The organism is Aquisediminimonas profunda (genome assembly GCF_019443285.1).
Taxonomy (GTDB): domain Bacteria; phylum Pseudomonadota; class Alphaproteobacteria; order Sphingomonadales; family Sphingomonadaceae; genus Aquisediminimonas; species Aquisediminimonas profunda.
Genome location: NZ_CP080327.1, coordinates 1295714 through 1313784, shown reverse-complemented (window position 1 = coordinate 1313784; position 18071 = coordinate 1295714). Strand labels below are relative to the sequence as shown.

The 18071-nt window shown below is 55.8% G+C and carries 14 protein-coding genes; 11 read left to right on the top strand and 3 right to left on the bottom strand.

Going from position 1 to position 18071, the window contains the following annotated elements:
- Window positions 1–11: 11 nt before the first annotated feature.
- From K0O24_RS06590 to K0O24_RS06555, 8 genes are all read left to right on the top strand, one after another.
- Window positions 12–3761: a nitrate reductase subunit alpha gene (locus K0O24_RS06590; RefSeq protein ID WP_219895074.1), complete on the top strand. Its 3750-nt coding sequence runs from the start codon at window positions 12–14 to the stop codon at window positions 3759–3761.
- Complete coding sequence (gene narH, locus K0O24_RS06585; protein ID WP_219895073.1) at window positions 3758–5281, top strand: nitrate reductase subunit beta; 1524 nt, start codon at window positions 3758–3760, stop codon at window positions 5279–5281. Before K0O24_RS06590 ends, narH begins: the two co-directional genes overlap by 4 nt.
- On the top strand, window positions 5281–5997 hold the full coding sequence (gene narJ / locus K0O24_RS06580) for a nitrate reductase molybdenum cofactor assembly chaperone (protein WP_219895072.1): 717 nt from the start codon (window positions 5281–5283) through the stop codon (window positions 5995–5997). Before narH ends, narJ begins: the two co-directional genes overlap by 1 nt.
- A gap of 2 nt (window positions 5998–5999) precedes the next feature.
- Window positions 6000–6704 carry a respiratory nitrate reductase subunit gamma gene (gene narI, locus K0O24_RS06575; protein WP_219895071.1) on the top strand — a complete coding sequence of 235 codons (705 nt, stop codon included), beginning with the start codon at window positions 6000–6002 and terminating at the stop codon, window positions 6702–6704.
- On the top strand, window positions 6697–7503 hold the full coding sequence (locus K0O24_RS06570; RefSeq protein WP_219895070.1) for a peptidylprolyl isomerase: 807 nt from the start codon (window positions 6697–6699) through the stop codon (window positions 7501–7503). The genes narI and K0O24_RS06570 overlap by 8 nt, the downstream gene beginning before the upstream one ends.
- A gap of 560 nt (window positions 7504–8063) precedes the next feature.
- Window positions 8064–8402: a hypothetical protein gene (locus tag K0O24_RS06565; protein ID WP_219895069.1), complete on the top strand. Its 339-nt coding sequence runs from the start codon at window positions 8064–8066 to the stop codon at window positions 8400–8402.
- Window positions 8403–9037: 635 nt separating this feature from the next.
- Window positions 9038–9463 carry a hypothetical protein gene (locus tag K0O24_RS06560; RefSeq protein WP_219895068.1) on the top strand — a complete coding sequence of 142 codons (426 nt, stop codon included), beginning with the start codon at window positions 9038–9040 and terminating at the stop codon, window positions 9461–9463.
- A 46-nt stretch (window positions 9464–9509) separates the two neighbouring features.
- Complete coding sequence (locus tag K0O24_RS06555; protein ID WP_219895067.1) at window positions 9510–10256, top strand: hypothetical protein; 747 nt, start codon at window positions 9510–9512, stop codon at window positions 10254–10256.
- Window positions 10257–10333: 77 nt separating this feature from the next.
- Here K0O24_RS06555 and K0O24_RS06550 read toward each other — a convergent pair whose 3' ends face one another.
- Both K0O24_RS06550 and K0O24_RS06545 read right to left on the bottom strand, forming a co-directional pair.
- The gene (locus tag K0O24_RS06550) at window positions 10334–10894 is read right to left on the bottom strand and encodes a hypothetical protein (protein ID WP_219895066.1); all 561 of its coding nucleotides are present in this window, start codon (window positions 10892–10894) and stop codon (window positions 10334–10336) included.
- A gap of 146 nt (window positions 10895–11040) precedes the next feature.
- Window positions 11041–11724: a hypothetical protein gene (locus tag K0O24_RS06545; protein ID WP_219895065.1), complete on the bottom strand. Its 684-nt coding sequence runs from the start codon at window positions 11722–11724 to the stop codon at window positions 11041–11043.
- Between the two features lie 133 nt (window positions 11725–11857).
- Here K0O24_RS06545 and K0O24_RS06540 point away from each other — a divergent pair, with 133 nt between their 5' ends.
- From K0O24_RS06540 to K0O24_RS06530, 3 genes are all read left to right on the top strand, one after another.
- Window positions 11858–12970, top strand: coding sequence for a hypothetical protein (locus K0O24_RS06540; RefSeq protein ID WP_219895064.1), 1113 nt, complete (start codon window positions 11858–11860; stop codon window positions 12968–12970).
- A gap of 71 nt (window positions 12971–13041) precedes the next feature.
- Window positions 13042–13989 carry a hypothetical protein gene (locus K0O24_RS06535; RefSeq protein WP_219895063.1) on the top strand — a complete coding sequence of 316 codons (948 nt, stop codon included), beginning with the start codon at window positions 13042–13044 and terminating at the stop codon, window positions 13987–13989.
- A 1985-nt stretch (window positions 13990–15974) separates the two neighbouring features.
- Window positions 15975–16721 (top strand): GntR family transcriptional regulator, encoded by a 747-nt coding sequence (locus K0O24_RS06530; protein WP_219895062.1) that lies wholly within the window; start codon window positions 15975–15977, stop codon window positions 16719–16721.
- Between the two features lie 129 nt (window positions 16722–16850).
- Here K0O24_RS06530 and K0O24_RS06525 read toward each other — a convergent pair whose 3' ends face one another.
- The gene (locus K0O24_RS06525; RefSeq protein ID WP_219895061.1) at window positions 16851–17915 is read right to left on the bottom strand and encodes a pyridoxal phosphate-dependent aminotransferase; all 1065 of its coding nucleotides are present in this window, start codon (window positions 17913–17915) and stop codon (window positions 16851–16853) included.
- Between the last annotated feature and the right edge of the window lie 156 nt (window positions 17916–18071).

The following is an 18071-nucleotide window of genomic DNA, read 5'->3' as shown; positions in this document are numbered from 1 at the left end:
GGACCAAGAGCATGAGCCACCTTCTCGATCGCCTGACGTTCTTCAAGCAGGCAAAGACTCCGTTCTCGGACGGTCATGGCGTCACCACTGGGGAATCCCGCGAATGGGAAGACAGTTATCGCAAACGCTGGCAACACGACAAGGTGGTGCGCTCGACCCACGGGGTAAATTGCACCGGTTCATGCTCGTGGAAGATCTACGTCAAGGGCGGGATCATCACTTGGGAAACGCAGCAGACTGACTATCCACGCACCCGGCCCGAGTTGCCCAACCATGAGCCACGCGGCTGCGCACGCGGGGCCAGCTACAGCTGGTACATCTACTCGGCCCAGCGGCTAAAATATCCTCTGGTCCGCTCGCGCCTGGTGCGGCTGTGGCGCGAGGCGCGCCAGACTATGCCGCCGGTCGCCGCATGGGCCTCGATTGTCGAGGATTCGGCCAAGCGCAAGAGCTACACCTCAATCCGCGGCCATGGCGGCTTTGTCCGCGCCGGGTGGGACGAAGTTACCGAGATCGTTGCGGCAGCAAACGCCTATACCGCCAAAAGATATGGCCCTGATCGGATCATTGGATTTTCGCCGATACCGGCGATGTCGATGGTAAGCTATGCAGCGGGATCGCGCTATTTATCGCTTCTCGGCGGCACCAGCATGTCTTTCTATGACTGGTATTGCGATCTGCCGCCGTCGAGCCCGCAAACATGGGGCGAGCAGACCGATGTTCCCGAAAGTGCTGACTGGTACAATTCGGGCTTCATCATGCTGTGGGGCTCGAATGTCCCGCAAACCCGCACACCTGATGCGCATTTTTTCACCGAGGCGCGCTATCGCGGCGCAAAGACAGTCGTGGTCTCACCTGACTATGCCGAGGCAACCAAGTTCGCCGACCTGTGGCTCAACGCCAAGCAGGGAACCGATGCCGCGCTGGCCATGGCGCTAGGGCACGTTATCCTGCGCGAGTATCATCTCGACCGGCAAGTGCCCTATTTCGAAGACTATTGCCGCAAATATTCCGACATGCCGATGCTGGTCCGGCTAGTCGAGAAAGACGGCGCGTATGTTCCTGAGAGGATGCTGCGCGCCTCGGATTTCAATGGATCCCTGGGCGAGAAGAACAACCCCGAATGGAAATCGGTCGCGATCGACGATGTCAGCGGGAAAGTGGTCGCCCCGCTTGGCACGGCGGGGTTCCGCTGGGGCGAAAAGGGCAAATGGAACCTCGAGGAAAAAGATGGCAAGGGTGACGACGTCAAGCTTCGCATGACCGCCATTCTCGACGATGATCATGATGACATTGTCGAAGTCTCGTTCCCCTATTTCGGAAATCGCGAACACGACCACTTCAAGGGCACGGACCATCCAGATGTGCTGAACAGGCGCGTGCCGGTTCGTTCGATTGCGCTCAAGGACGGCAAGGCCATTATCGCGACTGTGTTTGATCTGTTCTGCGCCAACTATGGCCTCGATCGAGGCCTCGGCGGAGAACATGTCAGCGACAACTACAGCGATAACGTCCCTTACACTCCGGCTTGGGCTGAGAAGATCACCGGTGTCCCGGCCGAACAGATCATTGCGACGGCGCGTGGCTTTGCGGCCAACGCTGAGCAGACCAACGGCAAATCAATGATCATCCTCGGGGCAGGTCTCAACCACTGGTACCACATGGATATGAATTATCGCGGCATCATCAACATGTTGGTGATATGCGGTTGCATTGGCCAGTCCGGCGGCGGCTGGTGCCACTATGTCGGGCAGGAAAAACTGCGTCCGCAAACTGGCTGGCTGCCACTCGCCTTCGGGCTCGACTGGAATCGTCCGCCTCGCCAGATGAACTCGACCAGCTTCTTTTACGCGCATAGCGACCAGTGGCGCTACGAGACGCTCGATGTGAAGGAGATTCTCTCCCCCACAGCGCCCGATGGCGACTGGTCGGGGACGTTGATCGATTATAATGTCCGGGCTGAACGGATGGGCTGGTTGCCCTCCGCACCGCAACTCAAGACCAATCCGCTTGACGTCGCCAAGGCCATCAGAGTGTCGGGCAAGGCAGCCAAGGACTATGTGGCGGAGGGGCTGCAATCGGGCGACCTTGAAATGTCGTGCCGCGATCCGGACGATCCCGCCAACTGGCCGCGCAATATGTTCGTCTGGCGCTCGAACATCCTGGGATCCTCGGGCAAAGGCCATGAGTATTTCCTGAAACACCTGCTCGGCACGTCGCACGGCGTGCAGGGCAAGAACCTTGGCGAAACCGGTGCGCAAAAGCCTGACGAGGTAAACTGGCACGACGAAGCGCCAAAGGGAAAACTGGACCTCGCCGTTACGCTCGATTTCCGCATGTCCACGACCTGCGTCTATTCAGACATCGTCCTGCCAACCGCCAGCTGGTACGAAAAGGACGATCTCAACACGTCTGACATGCACCCTTTTATCCACCCGCTGTCGGCTGCGATTGATCCGGTCTGGGAAACCAAGTCGGACTGGGAAATCTATAAGAGCCTTGCCAAGAAGTTCTCTGAAATCGCGCCGGAAGTACTCGGCGTCGAAGAAGATGTTGTGCTCACTCCGATCCTCCACGACACGCCAGGGGAGCTGGCACAACCCTTCGACGTTGCCGATTGGGGACGTGGCGAAGGAAATGCAATTCCAGGCGTGACCATGCCCAACGTTGCCGTGGTCGAACGCGATTATCCCGGGCTTTACAAGCGCTTCACGTCGCTTGGGCCCTTAGTCGAAAAACTTGGCAATGGCGGCAAGGGGATCAACTGGAACACGGATCGTGAGGTTGAGTTGCTGAAGCGCCTCAATGGTATGGTCAATGATGGCGGCCCAACTCACGGCAACGCAAGGATCGAAAGCGCGATCGACGCTTGCGAAGTGCTGTTGATGCTGGCGCCCGAGACAAACGGCGAAGTCGCGGTCAAGGCATGGGAGGCGCTCTCGGAAAACACCGGACGCAGCCACACGCATCTGGCAAAGCCCAAGGAAGACGAGAAGATCCGGTTCCGCGACGTCCAGGCCCAGCCGCGCAAGATCATCTCTTCGCCCACCTGGTCAGGGATCGAGAGCGAGACCGTGTGCTACACCGCGGGCTATACCAATGTTCATGAGCTGATCCCGTGGCGCACTTTGACCGGTCGTCAGCAGCTTTATCAGGACCATCCCTGGATGCGCGCCTTTGGCGAAGGTTTCTGCGTCTATCGTCCGCCAATCGATACAATGACCGTCAAGCCGATGATTGATCAGGCCAAGGATGAAAAGCACGTCATTCTGAACTTCATCACCCCGCACCAGAAATGGGGCATCCATTCGACATATACAGACAACCTCTTGATGCTGACGCTGTCACGCGGCGGGCCGATCGTGTGGATGTCGGAAGTCGACGCGGTGAAAGCCGGGCTGGTCGACAACGATTGGGTCGAAGCCTTCAACACCAATGGCGCTCTGGTCGCGCGGGTGGTTGTCTCACAGCGCATAAAGGAGGGAACGCTCTTCATGTACCATGCGCAAGAGAAGATCGTGAATATGCCGGGATCGCCGCTGACCGGCAATCGCGGCGGCATCCACAACAGTGTCACCCGCGCCGTGCTCAAACCGACCCACATGATCGGCGGCTATGTCCAGTTGGCCTATGGCTTCAATTACTACGGGACCGTCGGCTCCAACCGCGACGAATTCGTTATCGTCCGCAAGCTGTCCAAGGTCGACTGGATGGAAGAAACCCTGCCGACGGACGAACTGGCCGGGGAGGATGTGACATGAAGGTTCGCGCGCAAATCGGCAAGGTGCTGAATCTTGACAAGTGCATCGGCTGCCACACCTGTTCGGTGACCTGCAAGAACGTCTGGACCAGCCGCGACGGCATGGAATACGCATGGTTCAACAATGTCGAAACCAAGCCAGGTATCGGTTATCCCAAGGATTGGGAAAACCAGCGGCGCTGGAACGGCGGCTGGCAGGTCAAGGGCGGGCGGCTCCAGCCGCGCATGGGCGGCAAATGGCGGCTGCTGGCCAAGATCTTCGCCAACCCCGATCTTCCCGAAATCGACGATTACTACGAGCCCTTCACTTTCGACTATGCTCATTTGCAAAATGCTCCGGAATCAAAGGCGCAGCCCACCGCACGGCCACGTTCAGCGATCACCGGCGAGCGGATGGAGAAGATCAACTGGGGCCCGAATTGGGAAGAAATCCTCGGCGGAGAATTTGCAAAGCGGTCCGCAGATTACAACTTCGAAGGCGTGCAGAAGGAACTGTACGGCCAGTTCGAAAACACCTTCATGATGTATCTGCCGCGACTATGCGAACATTGCCTTAACCCGACCTGCGTCGCAGCCTGTCCCTCGGGCTCGATCTACAAGCGCGAGGAAGACGGAATTGTCCTGATCGATCAGGAGAAATGTCGTGGTTGGCGGATGTGCGTCTCGGGATGTCCCTACAAGAAGATCTACTACAACTGGAAGAGCGGCAAATCGGAGAAGTGCATCTTCTGCTATCCGCGAATCGAGGCTGGGCAACCGACCGTCTGTTCTGAAACCTGTGTCGGGCGGATCCGCTATCTGGGCGTGATGCTCTATGACGCTGATCGGATAGAAGAAGCTGCTTCGGCGCCGGATGTCGAGGACCTTTATCAGGCGCAGCTCGATATCTTCCTTGATCCCAATGACCCCGCGGTCATCGAGCAAGCGCGCAAAGATGGCGTTCCCGAGGCTTGGCTCGAGGCGGCGCGCCATTCACCGGTCTGGAAGATGGCGATGGAATGGAAGGTCGCCTTCCCGCTTCATCCAGAATATCGCACGCTGCCAATGGTCTGGTATGTGCCGCCCTTGTCGCCAATCAGTGCGGCAGCGGGAGCTGGCAAGATCGCGATGATCGACGATATGCCTGACGTCCGCTCGCTGCGTATTCCGCTCAAATACCTCGCCAACCTGCTGACTGCCGGTAAGGAAGAGCCGGTTGCGGTCTGCCTTGACCGGATGATGGCCATGCGCAGCTACATGCGCGGCAAGACGGTTGAGGGCGTGATCCGCACCGACATCGCAGAGCGCGTTGGTTTGTCCCCTCGCCAGATCGAAGAGATGTATCACGTCATGGCGATCGCCAATTATGAGGACCGTTTCGTCATTCCAAGCGGCCATCGCGAAGATGCCGAAGACATGTTCGAAGAGCGCGGCTCTTGCGGCTTCTCTTTCGGAAACGGTTGTTCGAGCGGAAGCACCGAGACCAACCTGTTTGGCGCACCGGCGCGCAAGAAACTGCAAACGCCATCGGAGGTGATGTGATGACGATGACGTTCAAAATCCTCTCCGCTTTGATGCAGTACCCTTCTGCTGAATTGCAGGCAGCGGTGCCGGAGATGCGGCAGCTATTAGCCGACGAGGGGCTCTTGTCCTCGGCACAGTGCATGGCGCTCGAACCCTTGTTCGCGCAGATCAGCGCGGCAGATCTTCTCGAGATACAGGAAAACTACACCGACTTGTTTGATCGGGGCCGCGCGCATTCGCTTTATCTCTTTGAGCATGTCCATGGCGAGAGCCGCGATCGCGGCCAGGCGATGGTCGATTTGCGGGAACGATATCTGGACGCGGGGCTTGAACCAGTCTCCAACGAACTGCCCGACTTCCTCCCGCAGTTCCTGGAGTATTGTTCGGTCCTTCCGCTTGCAGACGCGCTGGAGAAACTCTCCGAACCCGGTTTGGTGCTGGCAGCATTGGCTGTTCGGCTGGGCAAGCGCATGTCGCAATATGCTGCGGTGCTGATTGCCTTGTGCGATCTGGCTCGAGTCGATCGCGGGATTGATGCTGAAAGTGCAATTGCCCCTGCCGACAATCCAGACGATCTTGAAGCGCTTGATGCTGCTTGGGAAGTAGAAGAAGTTCGGTTTGCGGCCGCTCCCGACCCGCAAGCCGGTGTCGAGTGCCCGCAGGCCGCTGCTCTGGTCAATCGTTTTGCGGTACCTGCCGCATCTCTCGCTTCCGCTGACGGCAGGAGCCTTTAATCATGGCCGCATTCTTCAACCACCTATTATTCGGGATTTATCCCTACATTGCACTCGCTGTACTGGCACTGGGTTCGATCATCCGGTTTGATCGCGAACCCTATGGCTGGCGCTCTGGATCAAGCCAGTTGCTGCGCCGCAAGCAACTGATCTGGGGATCGGTCCTGTTCCACCTCGGTGTACTGGTGATTTTTTTCGGCCATGTTGGTGGACTGTTGACGCCGATCGCGGTGTTTGACGCACTCGGCATCCCGCACGGCGCCAAACAGGTGCTCGCGATAATGGTCGGAGGCATTGCAGGGGTCCTTGCGCTGACTGGCGCGACCTTGTTGGTCCATCGCCGCCTGTTCGATCCGCGCATCCGCAAGACGTCGAATGCAAGCGATATCCTGATCCTTGTGCTGCTGTGGCTGCAGCTAACTCTCGGTATGTCGACCATACCGCTGTCTATGCAGCACCTTGATGGCGGCGAGATGGTGAAATTCATGAACTGGGCGCAAGGCATCTTCACATTTCAGGCCGAAGCATCAAGCTATGTTGCCGACGCCCATATCGTCTTCAAGCTACACCTGATGCTGGGCATGACGATCCTGCTGCTGTTCCCGTTCACGCGCCTGGTCCACATGCTTTCGGCCCCGGTTCGGTATGTCTGGCGGCCAGGCTACCAGATCGTTCGTTCGCGCAAGGAGGCGCTGCGCAATGGTTGAGATACTGGAACGGGTCAGCGTCGGAGGGCAGGAAATTCTGCCCGCCGAAATTGCGGTCGAAGCGCAGAATCATCCTTCGGAAACGCCCGAGGCGGCGTGGACAGCGGCAGCCGAGGCACTGGTCATTCGGCGCTTGATGCTTGATGAGGCGGTTCGGCTAGGGATTGTCGCTGCGGATATGCTGGATGCCGACGGGCAAACCCTGGCACCAGAGGATGCGCTGATCGAGGCGTTGCTTGAACAGGAAGTGACCACGCCCAAAGCGGATATTGCCACTGCCGAACGCTATTACAAACTGCACAAGGATCGTTTCACCTCTCCCAAAATTGTCGAGGCTGAGCATATTCTGTTTGCCGCATCGCCAGGCGACGATCTTGCCTATGGCCTCGCAACCGGTGATGCGCGCACGACGATCCGAAAACTTCGGGCGGATCCCAGCCAGTTTGCCGATCTTGCCCGGCAATACTCGGCGTGCCCATCCAAGGAAACGGGTGGCAATCTTGGTCAGATCGGACCCGGGCAGACCGTCGCTCCGTTCGAGGAAGCACTATTTGGACTTTCCGCAGGTGAATTGTGCAACGAACCCGTCAAGACCCGTTTCGGCGTTCATGTCATCCGGGCAGGCCGGTGTATCGAAGAAAAACAGCTGCCCTTCGAATTGGTCCGGGAAAAGATCGCCACCTATCTGGAAGAAGCCAGCTGGCGCCGCGCCGTCTCGCAATATCTGGCGATCCTTGCTGCTCAAGCCAAGGTCGAGGGCGTTGCTTTGGCTACCGCCGATGGGCTGTTGGTTCAATGATCGATAAGGCGCAATCCGATCAGCGCCAGATTGCTCGCGACGCGTTGGAAGTATATGGCCGAGGTTACAGGAAAGAATGCCCGCTCCCCGTTATAATCGTTATTGTGTTGACCGTCCGAAGGTAGCTCAAACGACGGACGTCTGTGTCCTGTCAAAATAACCTCGCCCAAGACGGCGGGTTCTGGGCGCAAAGCGGACTTGAAATGAGCTGACTGAACCTACGGCAGCTTATCGCATTTTGGTTCCTATTACCGAACGTTCCGGTCAGTCCAACACAGCAGACATAGCTCCACTTTCTCCCAACGCTTCCACCACCCCCCCACATCCTTCAACCATCAACAAGAAGGGACCATTCTGCCCCCTTGCAGAATGATCCCCTCCCCCATGCTGATCATGCCAGCAGGACCCACAGGCTAACACGATAATTCAGCGCTGCCACCAGAGAATGACGTGGCCACAACATCACCGCATTTGCCAACGCATCCCACCCATTTGCCACCCGACCCCCATCGCTCGGGCACCTAAGCTGGTGTCACCAACAAGCAAAAAGGAGTTTGGTGATGAAGCACTATGTATACGAGACGATGCTGCCGATGGGTGATGATGAGGTGAACGACTTCGAAGAAAATTGCGAATTCGTCATTTTTGCCAAAAGCCGGATACGGTCGGCAATCCTGCTTTCCGGGTTCAGGATGATCTACAGGCAACTCCAGGACGTCTGGCACCCCGAAATGTGGGAATCCTGGGAGATTGCTGGACAAGAGGAACACCTCACCGAAGCTCTCACACGTGGTGAAGAGGGATTAGGCGTCTATGACCCCGAGAAGGGCTGGACGATCATTCCCTGGCCCGAGAAGAAATATGGCCAGATCATGGAGCCCCATCTTCGGATCGTATGATCGCCTAGATACTGCAAAGGGTGTCCGCTGGGCTTTGCGTCTGGCGGGCACCCTTGCAGGCGGTACGAGCCTTCCATGACTGTAGTTGGCAGCGACTTGCCGATCTCCATAGCCATCGCGCTATGGGATACAGTCGGTTGGGTCTTGTGGCATGGGAGCGCGGGGTTCGTTGTTCTCGGGGCTGTATGGTCGTTTGGGTCATGGCTCCCGATACAGGTGGCGCCATGGCCTGTGGGGCCCTCAGGGGGCGCTCACAGGGCATGCATTCGCAATAGGGTGCGGAGAGGCGCCAACGCATTCGAAGAACCTCTCAGGCGGGGCTAATGGGGTTGCTTCATTCTATGGCGCGATGGCCCCTGCCCTTGCTTCTTTTGTCCGTGCCCGGACGGCCAGCGCATGGCCTGTCTGATGCAAAAACAAGGTTGTGGGAATTCCGCTCAAGTTGCGTGATTCTGTTGTTTGATCCAACCTGAAGCATGCAGGTGACGGGCTTGAAAGCGGGGCAAAATCGGCAAAAATGAGCCGTTTCGGCAATAGTGAAGAAGATGAACTGGGCTTGAACTTGTCAACCATGGCCCGATCTTTGGACGTGCCACCAAATTAGCTTTTTCGCACCAGATGTGCTATAGTGTGCGATGTTAAAAATCCCCAGAACCTACCGCAAATACCGCCAGCTCTGCGAGCATGAGTGGGCCGCCGCAGTCGCGCTTTTCGAACGGGGTGATTACCACGCCAACAAGATCGCAGAGATATTCGGGGTCTGCGAAAAGACCATGCGCGCGGGGCTAAAGGCTCGCGGTGCCAGGAAGGCTTGTCGGGTAAACGAAGTCCGAATTGAGATGTGCGCTCTGATCTTGGCGTTGCGCCGGGCCAATGAGTTTGAGGCCGATCTTCTGGTCAGGCGCTGGGTTCGGCGATTTGAGAAATATCCCGGCGAAGCGTTCGAGCCCTTCGACCTTTCTGAGTTTGCCAACATGGATCCGTTTGAAGGGTTTGAAGATTTGGATCTCAGCGCCTGGCCCAAGCGCCGTGGGTCATGTGCCGAACACGCGCCGGGCTGATGCGCAAACACAAGGGCGCCACCAGTTTTAGCGAAGGAGTATGAGTATGAATGTGTATCCCATGACCAACGAAGATTATGACAGCTCGATTTTCGAAAAGACCATTTCAACCTTTGGCGAGGATGCCGCCCGAGGCTGGAAACTCGCCTTCGAGCTGGTCCATGGGAAAGGAACATTCGACCAATGGATTGCAGACTTCATGCCCGATGAAGAAATCCCCTGGGTTTTGTTGAGAGGCATTTGCCGCAAAGTCCTGAATGAGACGGAACGCACCAGAAAGGTGCTGCCGCCGCACCTGCGCCATCCGATCGAATGCGCGACGGTGGTGCTGGATACCTATGCAAGCTTGTCGCGCTATTCGAGCGACTGGGATTTCAACGCCAACAACCGGACCGTCGCACAATTTCTGGACACAGAGCTCCCTTTGATCTGCAAGGGAGATCTCGGGAACTTGCCCTGCATGCTCTGGCACGGTCTCAGTGCGGCACTCGAGTTGAGCGATCCTCGAGCTTCTCTCTACCGATACCTTGCTCAGCAAGATGGCGATCTCGATCTGGATGATATGAGTGATCTTTGCGAACGGGCGCTCGCTTCTGATGATCACCCTCTGGAAAAGCTTCCCCAATATACGCAGCACGCGCTGGCCCTCACGTATCAGGCTTGCCAGGCGCTGATCACACTCGAGCTCGATCCAGAGAAATGGAGGTCATTTCTCGAAGCAAGCTGGATTGGGCCACAATCCCCCATAAAGATCGCGGCCCTTCCAAATTTTTACGGACCAACACTGCGCTAGCCGAACGAAACGGTTTGCGCACCACAGTGTGGAATCTCGCCTGCCCCGCGACCGACGTTACGACCGAGGAAAGCAAGTTATTCCAATTCATCCAAACGTCGCTGAAGTCGCGCGATCCGCTTCTGTGCGTCAGCTTCCGACCACAGCGCCTGCGCCTTTGCCATGCGATATTCCTGCTCGAGCAAGAGGTGTGCGTTGAATATTTTCCAGGCAATGTGATGGACGCGCCAATCGCCAATCTGCTCGTTTTCAACATCTTCGGGCTTTGAAAGGTCCCTTGCCACAAACCCAGCAGGTGCCAGAAAAGGAGCACAGGTCGGCGAAATCAACGCCGCAATGTCGCAGTCTTGCGCTAAGATATCGACCGTCGGAGGATTCGACATGATGAGTGCAACCCGACTGATCTGGCATGCAGCCAGCAGCATGAGCCGCTCGTCCCGGCAACAAGAGTCGACATCAAGACCTTCTTCGATCTCCGTCAGATGCAAAAAGATCCTGCGCGCTGCGTTCAGACCGAGGCCGGACGGATCAGCGACCCAGTCTTCGGGTTCGAATGGTGCTGTTTTCCAATGCTGGTCATAGGCCATGGCATAACCACGCGTGGCGAGTTCGAGATAATCAGATAGTGAAATAAGCATGATGAAAACCTTTCATTTGATGGTGCCGCTAAGGCAAAGAGTGCGCGTGCAAGGGTTCGCAGGCCCGAGCAGGGCTGCGGGAATGTTGAATTTTAATCTGAATGGGGCCGTGGCCGCGGCCAATTACATCGCCGCGGCCCAGCAGGTTACGCGGCCATGGGCATATCCCCGGCTATCCAATCGCCGGTGGCCCGGTGACCAAGCAGCAGTGCCATTTGATACGCCTTGTAGGCTATCGTGACCGCCTGAAGCTCAGGTGTCGAAAGATCCCAGACGGGAGCATTGAACGACGACAGCACATTGTTGCAGATGTCGTTCATCTCCTCCTCGAACCCATTGCCTTTGGCCTCAATCAGAAAGCGATCGAACTCACGCCCGCTTGCCAAGGAATAGGCAATCTGATTTCCTTGGACCAGCATGCGCGCCAAACCTCCGAGGCCCTTGGCATCAAAACCCAGGAGAAGAGGTTCGAGGAAAGTCTCCAGGTCAACCGTCGCTTCCGGGTCTTCGGCTCGCAACCTCCCAAAACCTCCGAATGCGCCTAGAACCTCCAATGCCACCTGCCCAGCGGTCATCCCCTGCCTGATATGGAGGAAAGCAAGTTCGGGACCGCTGAGTTGGTCGTTCTCGACCTTCATACATGCTACAAGAAGTTGCTCGGCACTGAGATACACGTCTCCTTGCCTGGCCAATTCGTTGTAGCTGCCTTCGCCATTTGCCAAATCATAGGCAACGGCGATCCCCGCCACCATGGCGAACTGAATCTTGGCAATGTTGGTTAGCCACCATGGATCGATCGTGGTGGTCGTGTCAGATGCTAACGAACTCATTGTGTTTACTCCAACCAGTTCAGCAGCAAAATCGCTCGGAAGTGGCTGACAGCGCACCTGACGCAATAATGGCCTGGCTACCAATGGCACCGTCAGGCCGAATTATTTTAAGGTTTTTTGGGCGCAAAAATCCGTGACCGCATTTACCCTTCCACACCGCTCGCCGGCAGGGCATGGCTCACAAATGCCAATCAGAAAAATCGATAAGCTGAGCCTCAAGGAGCGTACCATGCATTTCGCTGGCTCCGACCCCCTCAAGGTGGATCGACGAGCCATATCGATCAAAAATGGTGTCACGTTTGATGCAACCAGGATTAGGGTCAACCGTGACGGGGATATAATCAGGCAACCACTGCTCTTCGGCAAACCCTGCTTCGGCGTGATCACTGCCTATTTACGTCATGGAGTAGGTCACCCTACCAAGGAAGGTCAACTGGCCAAAGTTTCTGGAAGCCGATGCGGCCGTTGCGGAGTTAGAGAAGCTTGCATCAAAGTTAACCAAAAACGGATGTTGGCCAACTTCAACCTCAGCGACGCCGTGCGTCAGTGGTATGCAGCCGGCGGGAGCAAGCTTTTCAGGGGCAAGGAATTGCCGTCAATGCTGGCGCCATGGGCCAATATCGTAAAGCAAGCGATCGAGGCAGATTTCAAGAGTGTCAACGACAAGAGGGTCGTGGCTTATTGGGCCGAACAGGACGACGGCTTTCCTGCGAGAGAGGCCGCGCGAAAGCGAGAAATACGAAAAATACGCCAAGAGCTTTGGAAGAGATATGAAATGACCCGGTATCGTCGACACAACAGATCTATCAATCACGAACCCTATTTCGTCGGGGACGATCTCGATTTGATTGACGCGCTGCACATCGAGCGGAGTAAACGCATCCGGTCAATGAAAAAAGCCTGTCGCTCCAGCGAGCCTGGAACGTGGATGAGCGCTCTTTCCGACGGCTCTATCAGGTTTCTAGTCAGCGCGTGGGCTGCCCGAATTCTGGCCAACTCTTCTCGATCTCAGCCGCATGTAGGACGAGAGATGGTCAGGACCACATCGGAGGTCATGATGAAGTATGAGTGGTGTGAGGGATACGCCTTCAAACGGCTTCTGGTCGAGGTAGAGGATTACTTGGAGCGCATCGATTGGATCGATGGCGACCCCATAACGATCAGGGGCATTCTCGTCTGGAGTAAATTCGATATTTTGGCAGCGGGCCGCTTAGTGAACTCACCTCCAACAGTTCCGAGAAATTGAATCATGAGTTTGGTCACCACGAATGACAGGTCCCCCTTGCCAGCTTTCCCTATGGCGACCATGGGCTCGAGATGAACCTCATGCTTCTTGACCTTAAAAGTTACGATCAGAAGATCTGGCGGTTCAAGGATAAGGAACCCTACACACATCGCAAAAAGCGCGTCAGCGTCAGGAACGACACCCCGTTTGACATCAAGGATGTGCAAATCACGGCGGACGGCCATATCGAGAAGATGCCCGAGTTGGTCGGCAAGCCCTGTTTTGGAATCATCACCGCCTATCTCCGCCATGGCGAGACGGAAGTATGGTCAAAAATTGCCAAGAAGATGGTTCCATCACGTTGCGGCCGATGCAAAGTCCGTGAGGCATGCATATCCGTATGCAACGCGCGCATCATGGCGGTGCCTGAAATCGAGACCGCCGTAATCGAGTGGAACCGAAAAGGCGGAAGAGCCATATTCGCAACTAAGGCATCTGAGCATGCCGCGCGGGGCTGTTGGACAAAGCTCGTCCAGGCGGCCCGCACCCATACCTTCACAAGCAGCAATGATGCCGGGTTGGCCGCACTCTGGGCGATCGAAGCTGAGGCGCTGAAGGCAAAAGACGCCGAACGAAAGCGCAAGGAGCGCAAGCGTGCACGGGCCGCGGGAATTGTCGATCGTGAATTGGCTAGAGCTGTGATTGCGACCCGCTGGGAGCGAGCAAATCTGCTCAACCTTGCGCGGCATGTTCCCGGCGCTCCACATTGGATCACAAAGCTCGCCGACCATTCCGCCGAACTCATCGCCAGTGCCTGGGCAGCGCGCTACCTTTTGAAGACACGATACAAGACCGTCTCAGCGGGCAAGGTCGCCAAGTTCATGGAGGAGCACAACTGGGCGAACGGCATGGCGCACGATTCCCTACGCGCCAGACTTGTGGACGACTTCAAGCGCATCGATGCGATGGAGAAGCGCCCGATCCGCGTCAGTGGCTTGATGTTGTGGGCGCCATTCGATCCCAACGCGATCGTGCCCTGATCATCCCAAGCTATGTGCTAGTGCGCGAGAGGCCGCAACAAATTGGGCATCCACGCACCTTTCGTTCTCGCATGGCGTTTCGTGATCGGCGGGGTTTGGAGGGCCAATTCACCCCCTACAGCAAAATGCCTGCGCCAGCACGCTAACGGCCGTATTTCACCCCCTACAAAAAGCCCGACGCTGAAGTGCGGTGGAATCTAAGGCCATATTTTTATACAATAATTACAATAAATTGACCGGATACAATCCGGTCCGACTTTTATGTATTCTTTCGTTAAAACGAAAGAGATATGCGCCGTCGCTGACGCTCCGGCGCGGATAGATCCGGAGGGTCCCTATAAATATTAAAATCACATCGGACTGAGCCTGAATAGAGTAAGCAGGATTCCCAGCTCAAGCGAATTCCCCGGCGTTATAACCGGCCCTTCGGGCCGGTAGGGTAAAGCTGTCTGCTACGCAGCCAGCTTCACCTTATTTCTTCCTGCGGAAGGAGATGGTTCAACTGAATGGCGTCAGGGTAATATGGTTCCGGCGGGATCCGGGAGTTGTGAACGCGGCGGCTCAATGGGGCACCAGTTTTCGTGAGTATCTGGATTTTTCAAATTCCTCAGGCATTCCCAAATTCCTCAGGCATTTCGAAAGCCTCCCGGCGTTCAGGCGCAGGTGGCGTTGGCAATGAACAGGGTGTTTTTGATAGCAAGGTAGCGGGGCTCGGCGAATGCGGCGTTTGGGTTGGTTGCTATATGGGAGCGCGGGGACTGATGGGCGTGTGTGGGTAGGAGCATTCTTGGAGCCGGGAGTCTAACTGGGCCAAGGGTATAGCTTGCGAATGTCTTCGCTAAAAATGGCAAATCGAGACGATGACAAGTTGTTGATCGTGGCCGACCAACTGCGTGGGTCATTGCCGCAATGCAGAGCCTCGTTCGACAGTGCGCCTCGAGCCAGAACCCTACCTTGTTCATTTGCTCAAGTGAAGTCCACAAGCCGCATATCGCACATGTCGGGCCCAACTGCACGCTACTCGATAGCTAAGAAAGTTGATCTCATAAGCGCAGCGAAACCCAACTTCACGTTGGGCGATCAATGGTAAATCCCTTCCCGACTATAGCGCGCTCTGGGATTTCGCTGAAGTGTGACCGTCGCTTGCCGTCAGTGCTGAAGGGCAATCATGATACATGACGTCCCTGATAGTGCGCGCGTAGCAATCGGTTGCTCAACGTTCCATAAATCGGTTTCGTGAAATGAATGCATCCGGCCCGATTGAGGTCTGATGTGCGCCTTTGCTGTGCGAGAAATATCAACGCCAGTCGGGAAACGGCAGGGTTTGGATAATGGAATCACAGAAGTCCTAGAACGCCATGGGGCCAAGCATCCGGATGGTGCCGAACTGGCGCGGTTTTTGGAAAAGGGGCCATCCACAAGTGCGCCAGTTGTGAATGTCTGCGGTGACATTTCGAATTGGCGCTTACAGGGACAAGCGACAATAACAGATGTTATGTCAAATTTAATCTTCGCTGTTTTCGTGTCTCGCCCAAGGCCCAGTCTGCGCCGGATCGTGCCAATTGGCTAGCATCACTCCAGCTTGAGCGCCGTCAGTCACGATTTTCAGAAGCAGTGTCACATGTCCTCCTGACGCAAGGCAAGGATATCCCCAATGCGGGAGCGCTGCTTTCTGGGCGATACTAGTTTGAGCGCAAAAGCGACTGGAGCAACTGAAGTAACATTTTGCAGTAGCCAATCTAAAACGCCGCGCTGTCTCACCCGCCGGAAAAATGTCTGGTCGATAAACTAAATCAAGCAAATTAGATTCACCTTCGGCAAGCGCAAGTTGGCCTGCTTCAATACTGCTGCCATCTGTTCCTTAAAGAGAGCGCTTCGCTTTCATCGACTTACGACCTTGCAATGGGAAGTTCGCAGGGAGTTACCGCCAATCCCAAGCGCTTCGAGTTGCCGGCAGTCTCACCAAACCGGCAGCCCACTCTAAGATGGCAATTCACCACCAATTAGGCGTATCTCCAAAGCGCTTGGCAGATCTTGGGGTTTCGTATACGAAGCGGCGCATGATTGATCAAAGTGATTCATTCCTACGAAAAGTTTCTCCAGTTCAGCGGCATGATCTTGCCGATCAAGTGGCCACGCGGATCGAAGAGGCAATTCAGGCTGGTGTGTATCAACCGGGCGAGCGGTTGGTATTGGACCGACTGGCAGAGGAGCTAGGAATCAGCAGAACGCCGCTGCGTGACGCGTTGGCAAAGTTGCGAGCGCTAGGCTTGGTCGAGCAATTGCGGCGCGGATACAAGGTCACTGAGCCGTCTTTCCGCGATATTTTGGATTTGCTTGATATTATCTGCACGCTTGAGAAGCTTGCGGCCAAACTTGCGGCCGAGCGAGCCGATCCAAATATGAAGCGGGGTATACTAAACGCGGCATTGAACGGTCCAGTCCACCCACCTTATAATAATCCTGAACTTGATTTTCATCTCCAAGTGGTGCGGGCTGCGCAATCAGAGCATCTGCTCAGAGCGAGACCCAATCCTGCAACTCTGTCTCTGCGCGAGGAGCGACTCGTTATGGGCTACGCTGCAGGACAAATCGAAGAGGCTCGAGAGCAACATATTGCGATTGCACGGGCCATCGATTCTGGCGATGGCGAGGCTGCCGCGACGTTGATTGAATCCCATTGGCGAGACGCAAGAAACAAACTCGAGGCAGTGGTGGCTATGAAAGCGTGATTTGGTTAGATAATAAGATGGTCGTGGGGCCTGCTTGAAAATTCTAAATCTCTGCAGGCGTGTTATGTCTAGACCGCAATTTTTTAATTTGAGACCGCTTAGTCTTGGTGTTTTTATATTTCTTCAATGTTAGATCTGCTTCGCCTCTTTGAGCAGAGAGCTACAGAGGATTCTATCGAAGCGCTCCAAGCCTTCCTCAAAGCGCGTCGGATCTGGATTCAACGATAGTCGCAGGTGCCCGCGGCCCGAGATCCCCCAAATTTGTCCGGGAACAGTAAGCACCCCAGCTTCGCGTCTCAGTTGTATCGCCAAGGCAAGGTCGTCAGTGGCAAAATCTGGAAACACAAATTGCCCGCCTTGCGGTAGGTTGATTCCCGAAGCTGTGTGCCGACGAAGTAAATCCTGGTAACGGCGGGCCACTTTCCGCATGATGCCAACCTGAGATTCTGGTAGCGAGTCACGAACGCCTGGGGCTAAGACTGCAGAGGCAGCTCTCATAGAAGGCACTCCTGGAGCTGCCTGATGTGTCAAAATCATGAGATCTTGGAGGTAGGCATGCAGGGCACTCCCACAAACCATCCAACCGACGCCGAAACCGGCAAGATTATAGGCTTTTGCTGTCCCATTTATTACGAGCGTATGGTCCAAGTTTGCATTCGCTAATAGCGAAACGAAAGGCCGGCTTTCGAAAATCAGTTTGTCGTAGATTTCGCTGCACAAAAGCAGGGTTCCGTTGCGATCGGCAATTCTTGACAACTCCCTTAGGTCTTCCTCTCGCCAGATCCCCCCCATCGGATTATTTGGGTTCGTAAACGCAAACATACGCGCTCCGACCAGCGCTTCGGCTAGGCAGTCAAAATCTATAGTTAGGCGCCCGCTCGCCGGGAGTATAATGGGAAATCTGCGAACACTCGCCCCAACTGCCTCGGCCATATGGACCAAGCCGATGTAATCGGGATCCGGGATGACTACAATATCGCCAGGATCGACGAGACCGAGCATGGCAACTGCGATTCCTACGCGTGCACCCCCTGTCAAAAGGATATTGCATAGTGGATCAAATTCGAGCCGTTGTTCCTCGCGATACTTACAATGGATTGCTTGGCGCAGCTCTTGTTGGGGGTCGCCTGATCCACTTTCTCTCAAAGCATTGATCGCTTCTGGTGGGGGCAGCGAGTTAAGACCGATTCCCAAGTCGATCCATTCTGTCTCAGGGAGCTCGGACGCGCTAGTGTCGAAAGCTGAAAATACGCCTGGATAAATCCTAGCTAGTCCCTCGGATGGTAGCGCGATGCCTGCTGGTGTCACTCCTGCGCCGTAGGCCCGAGCAAGTAGCGAACTTCTGGTTGG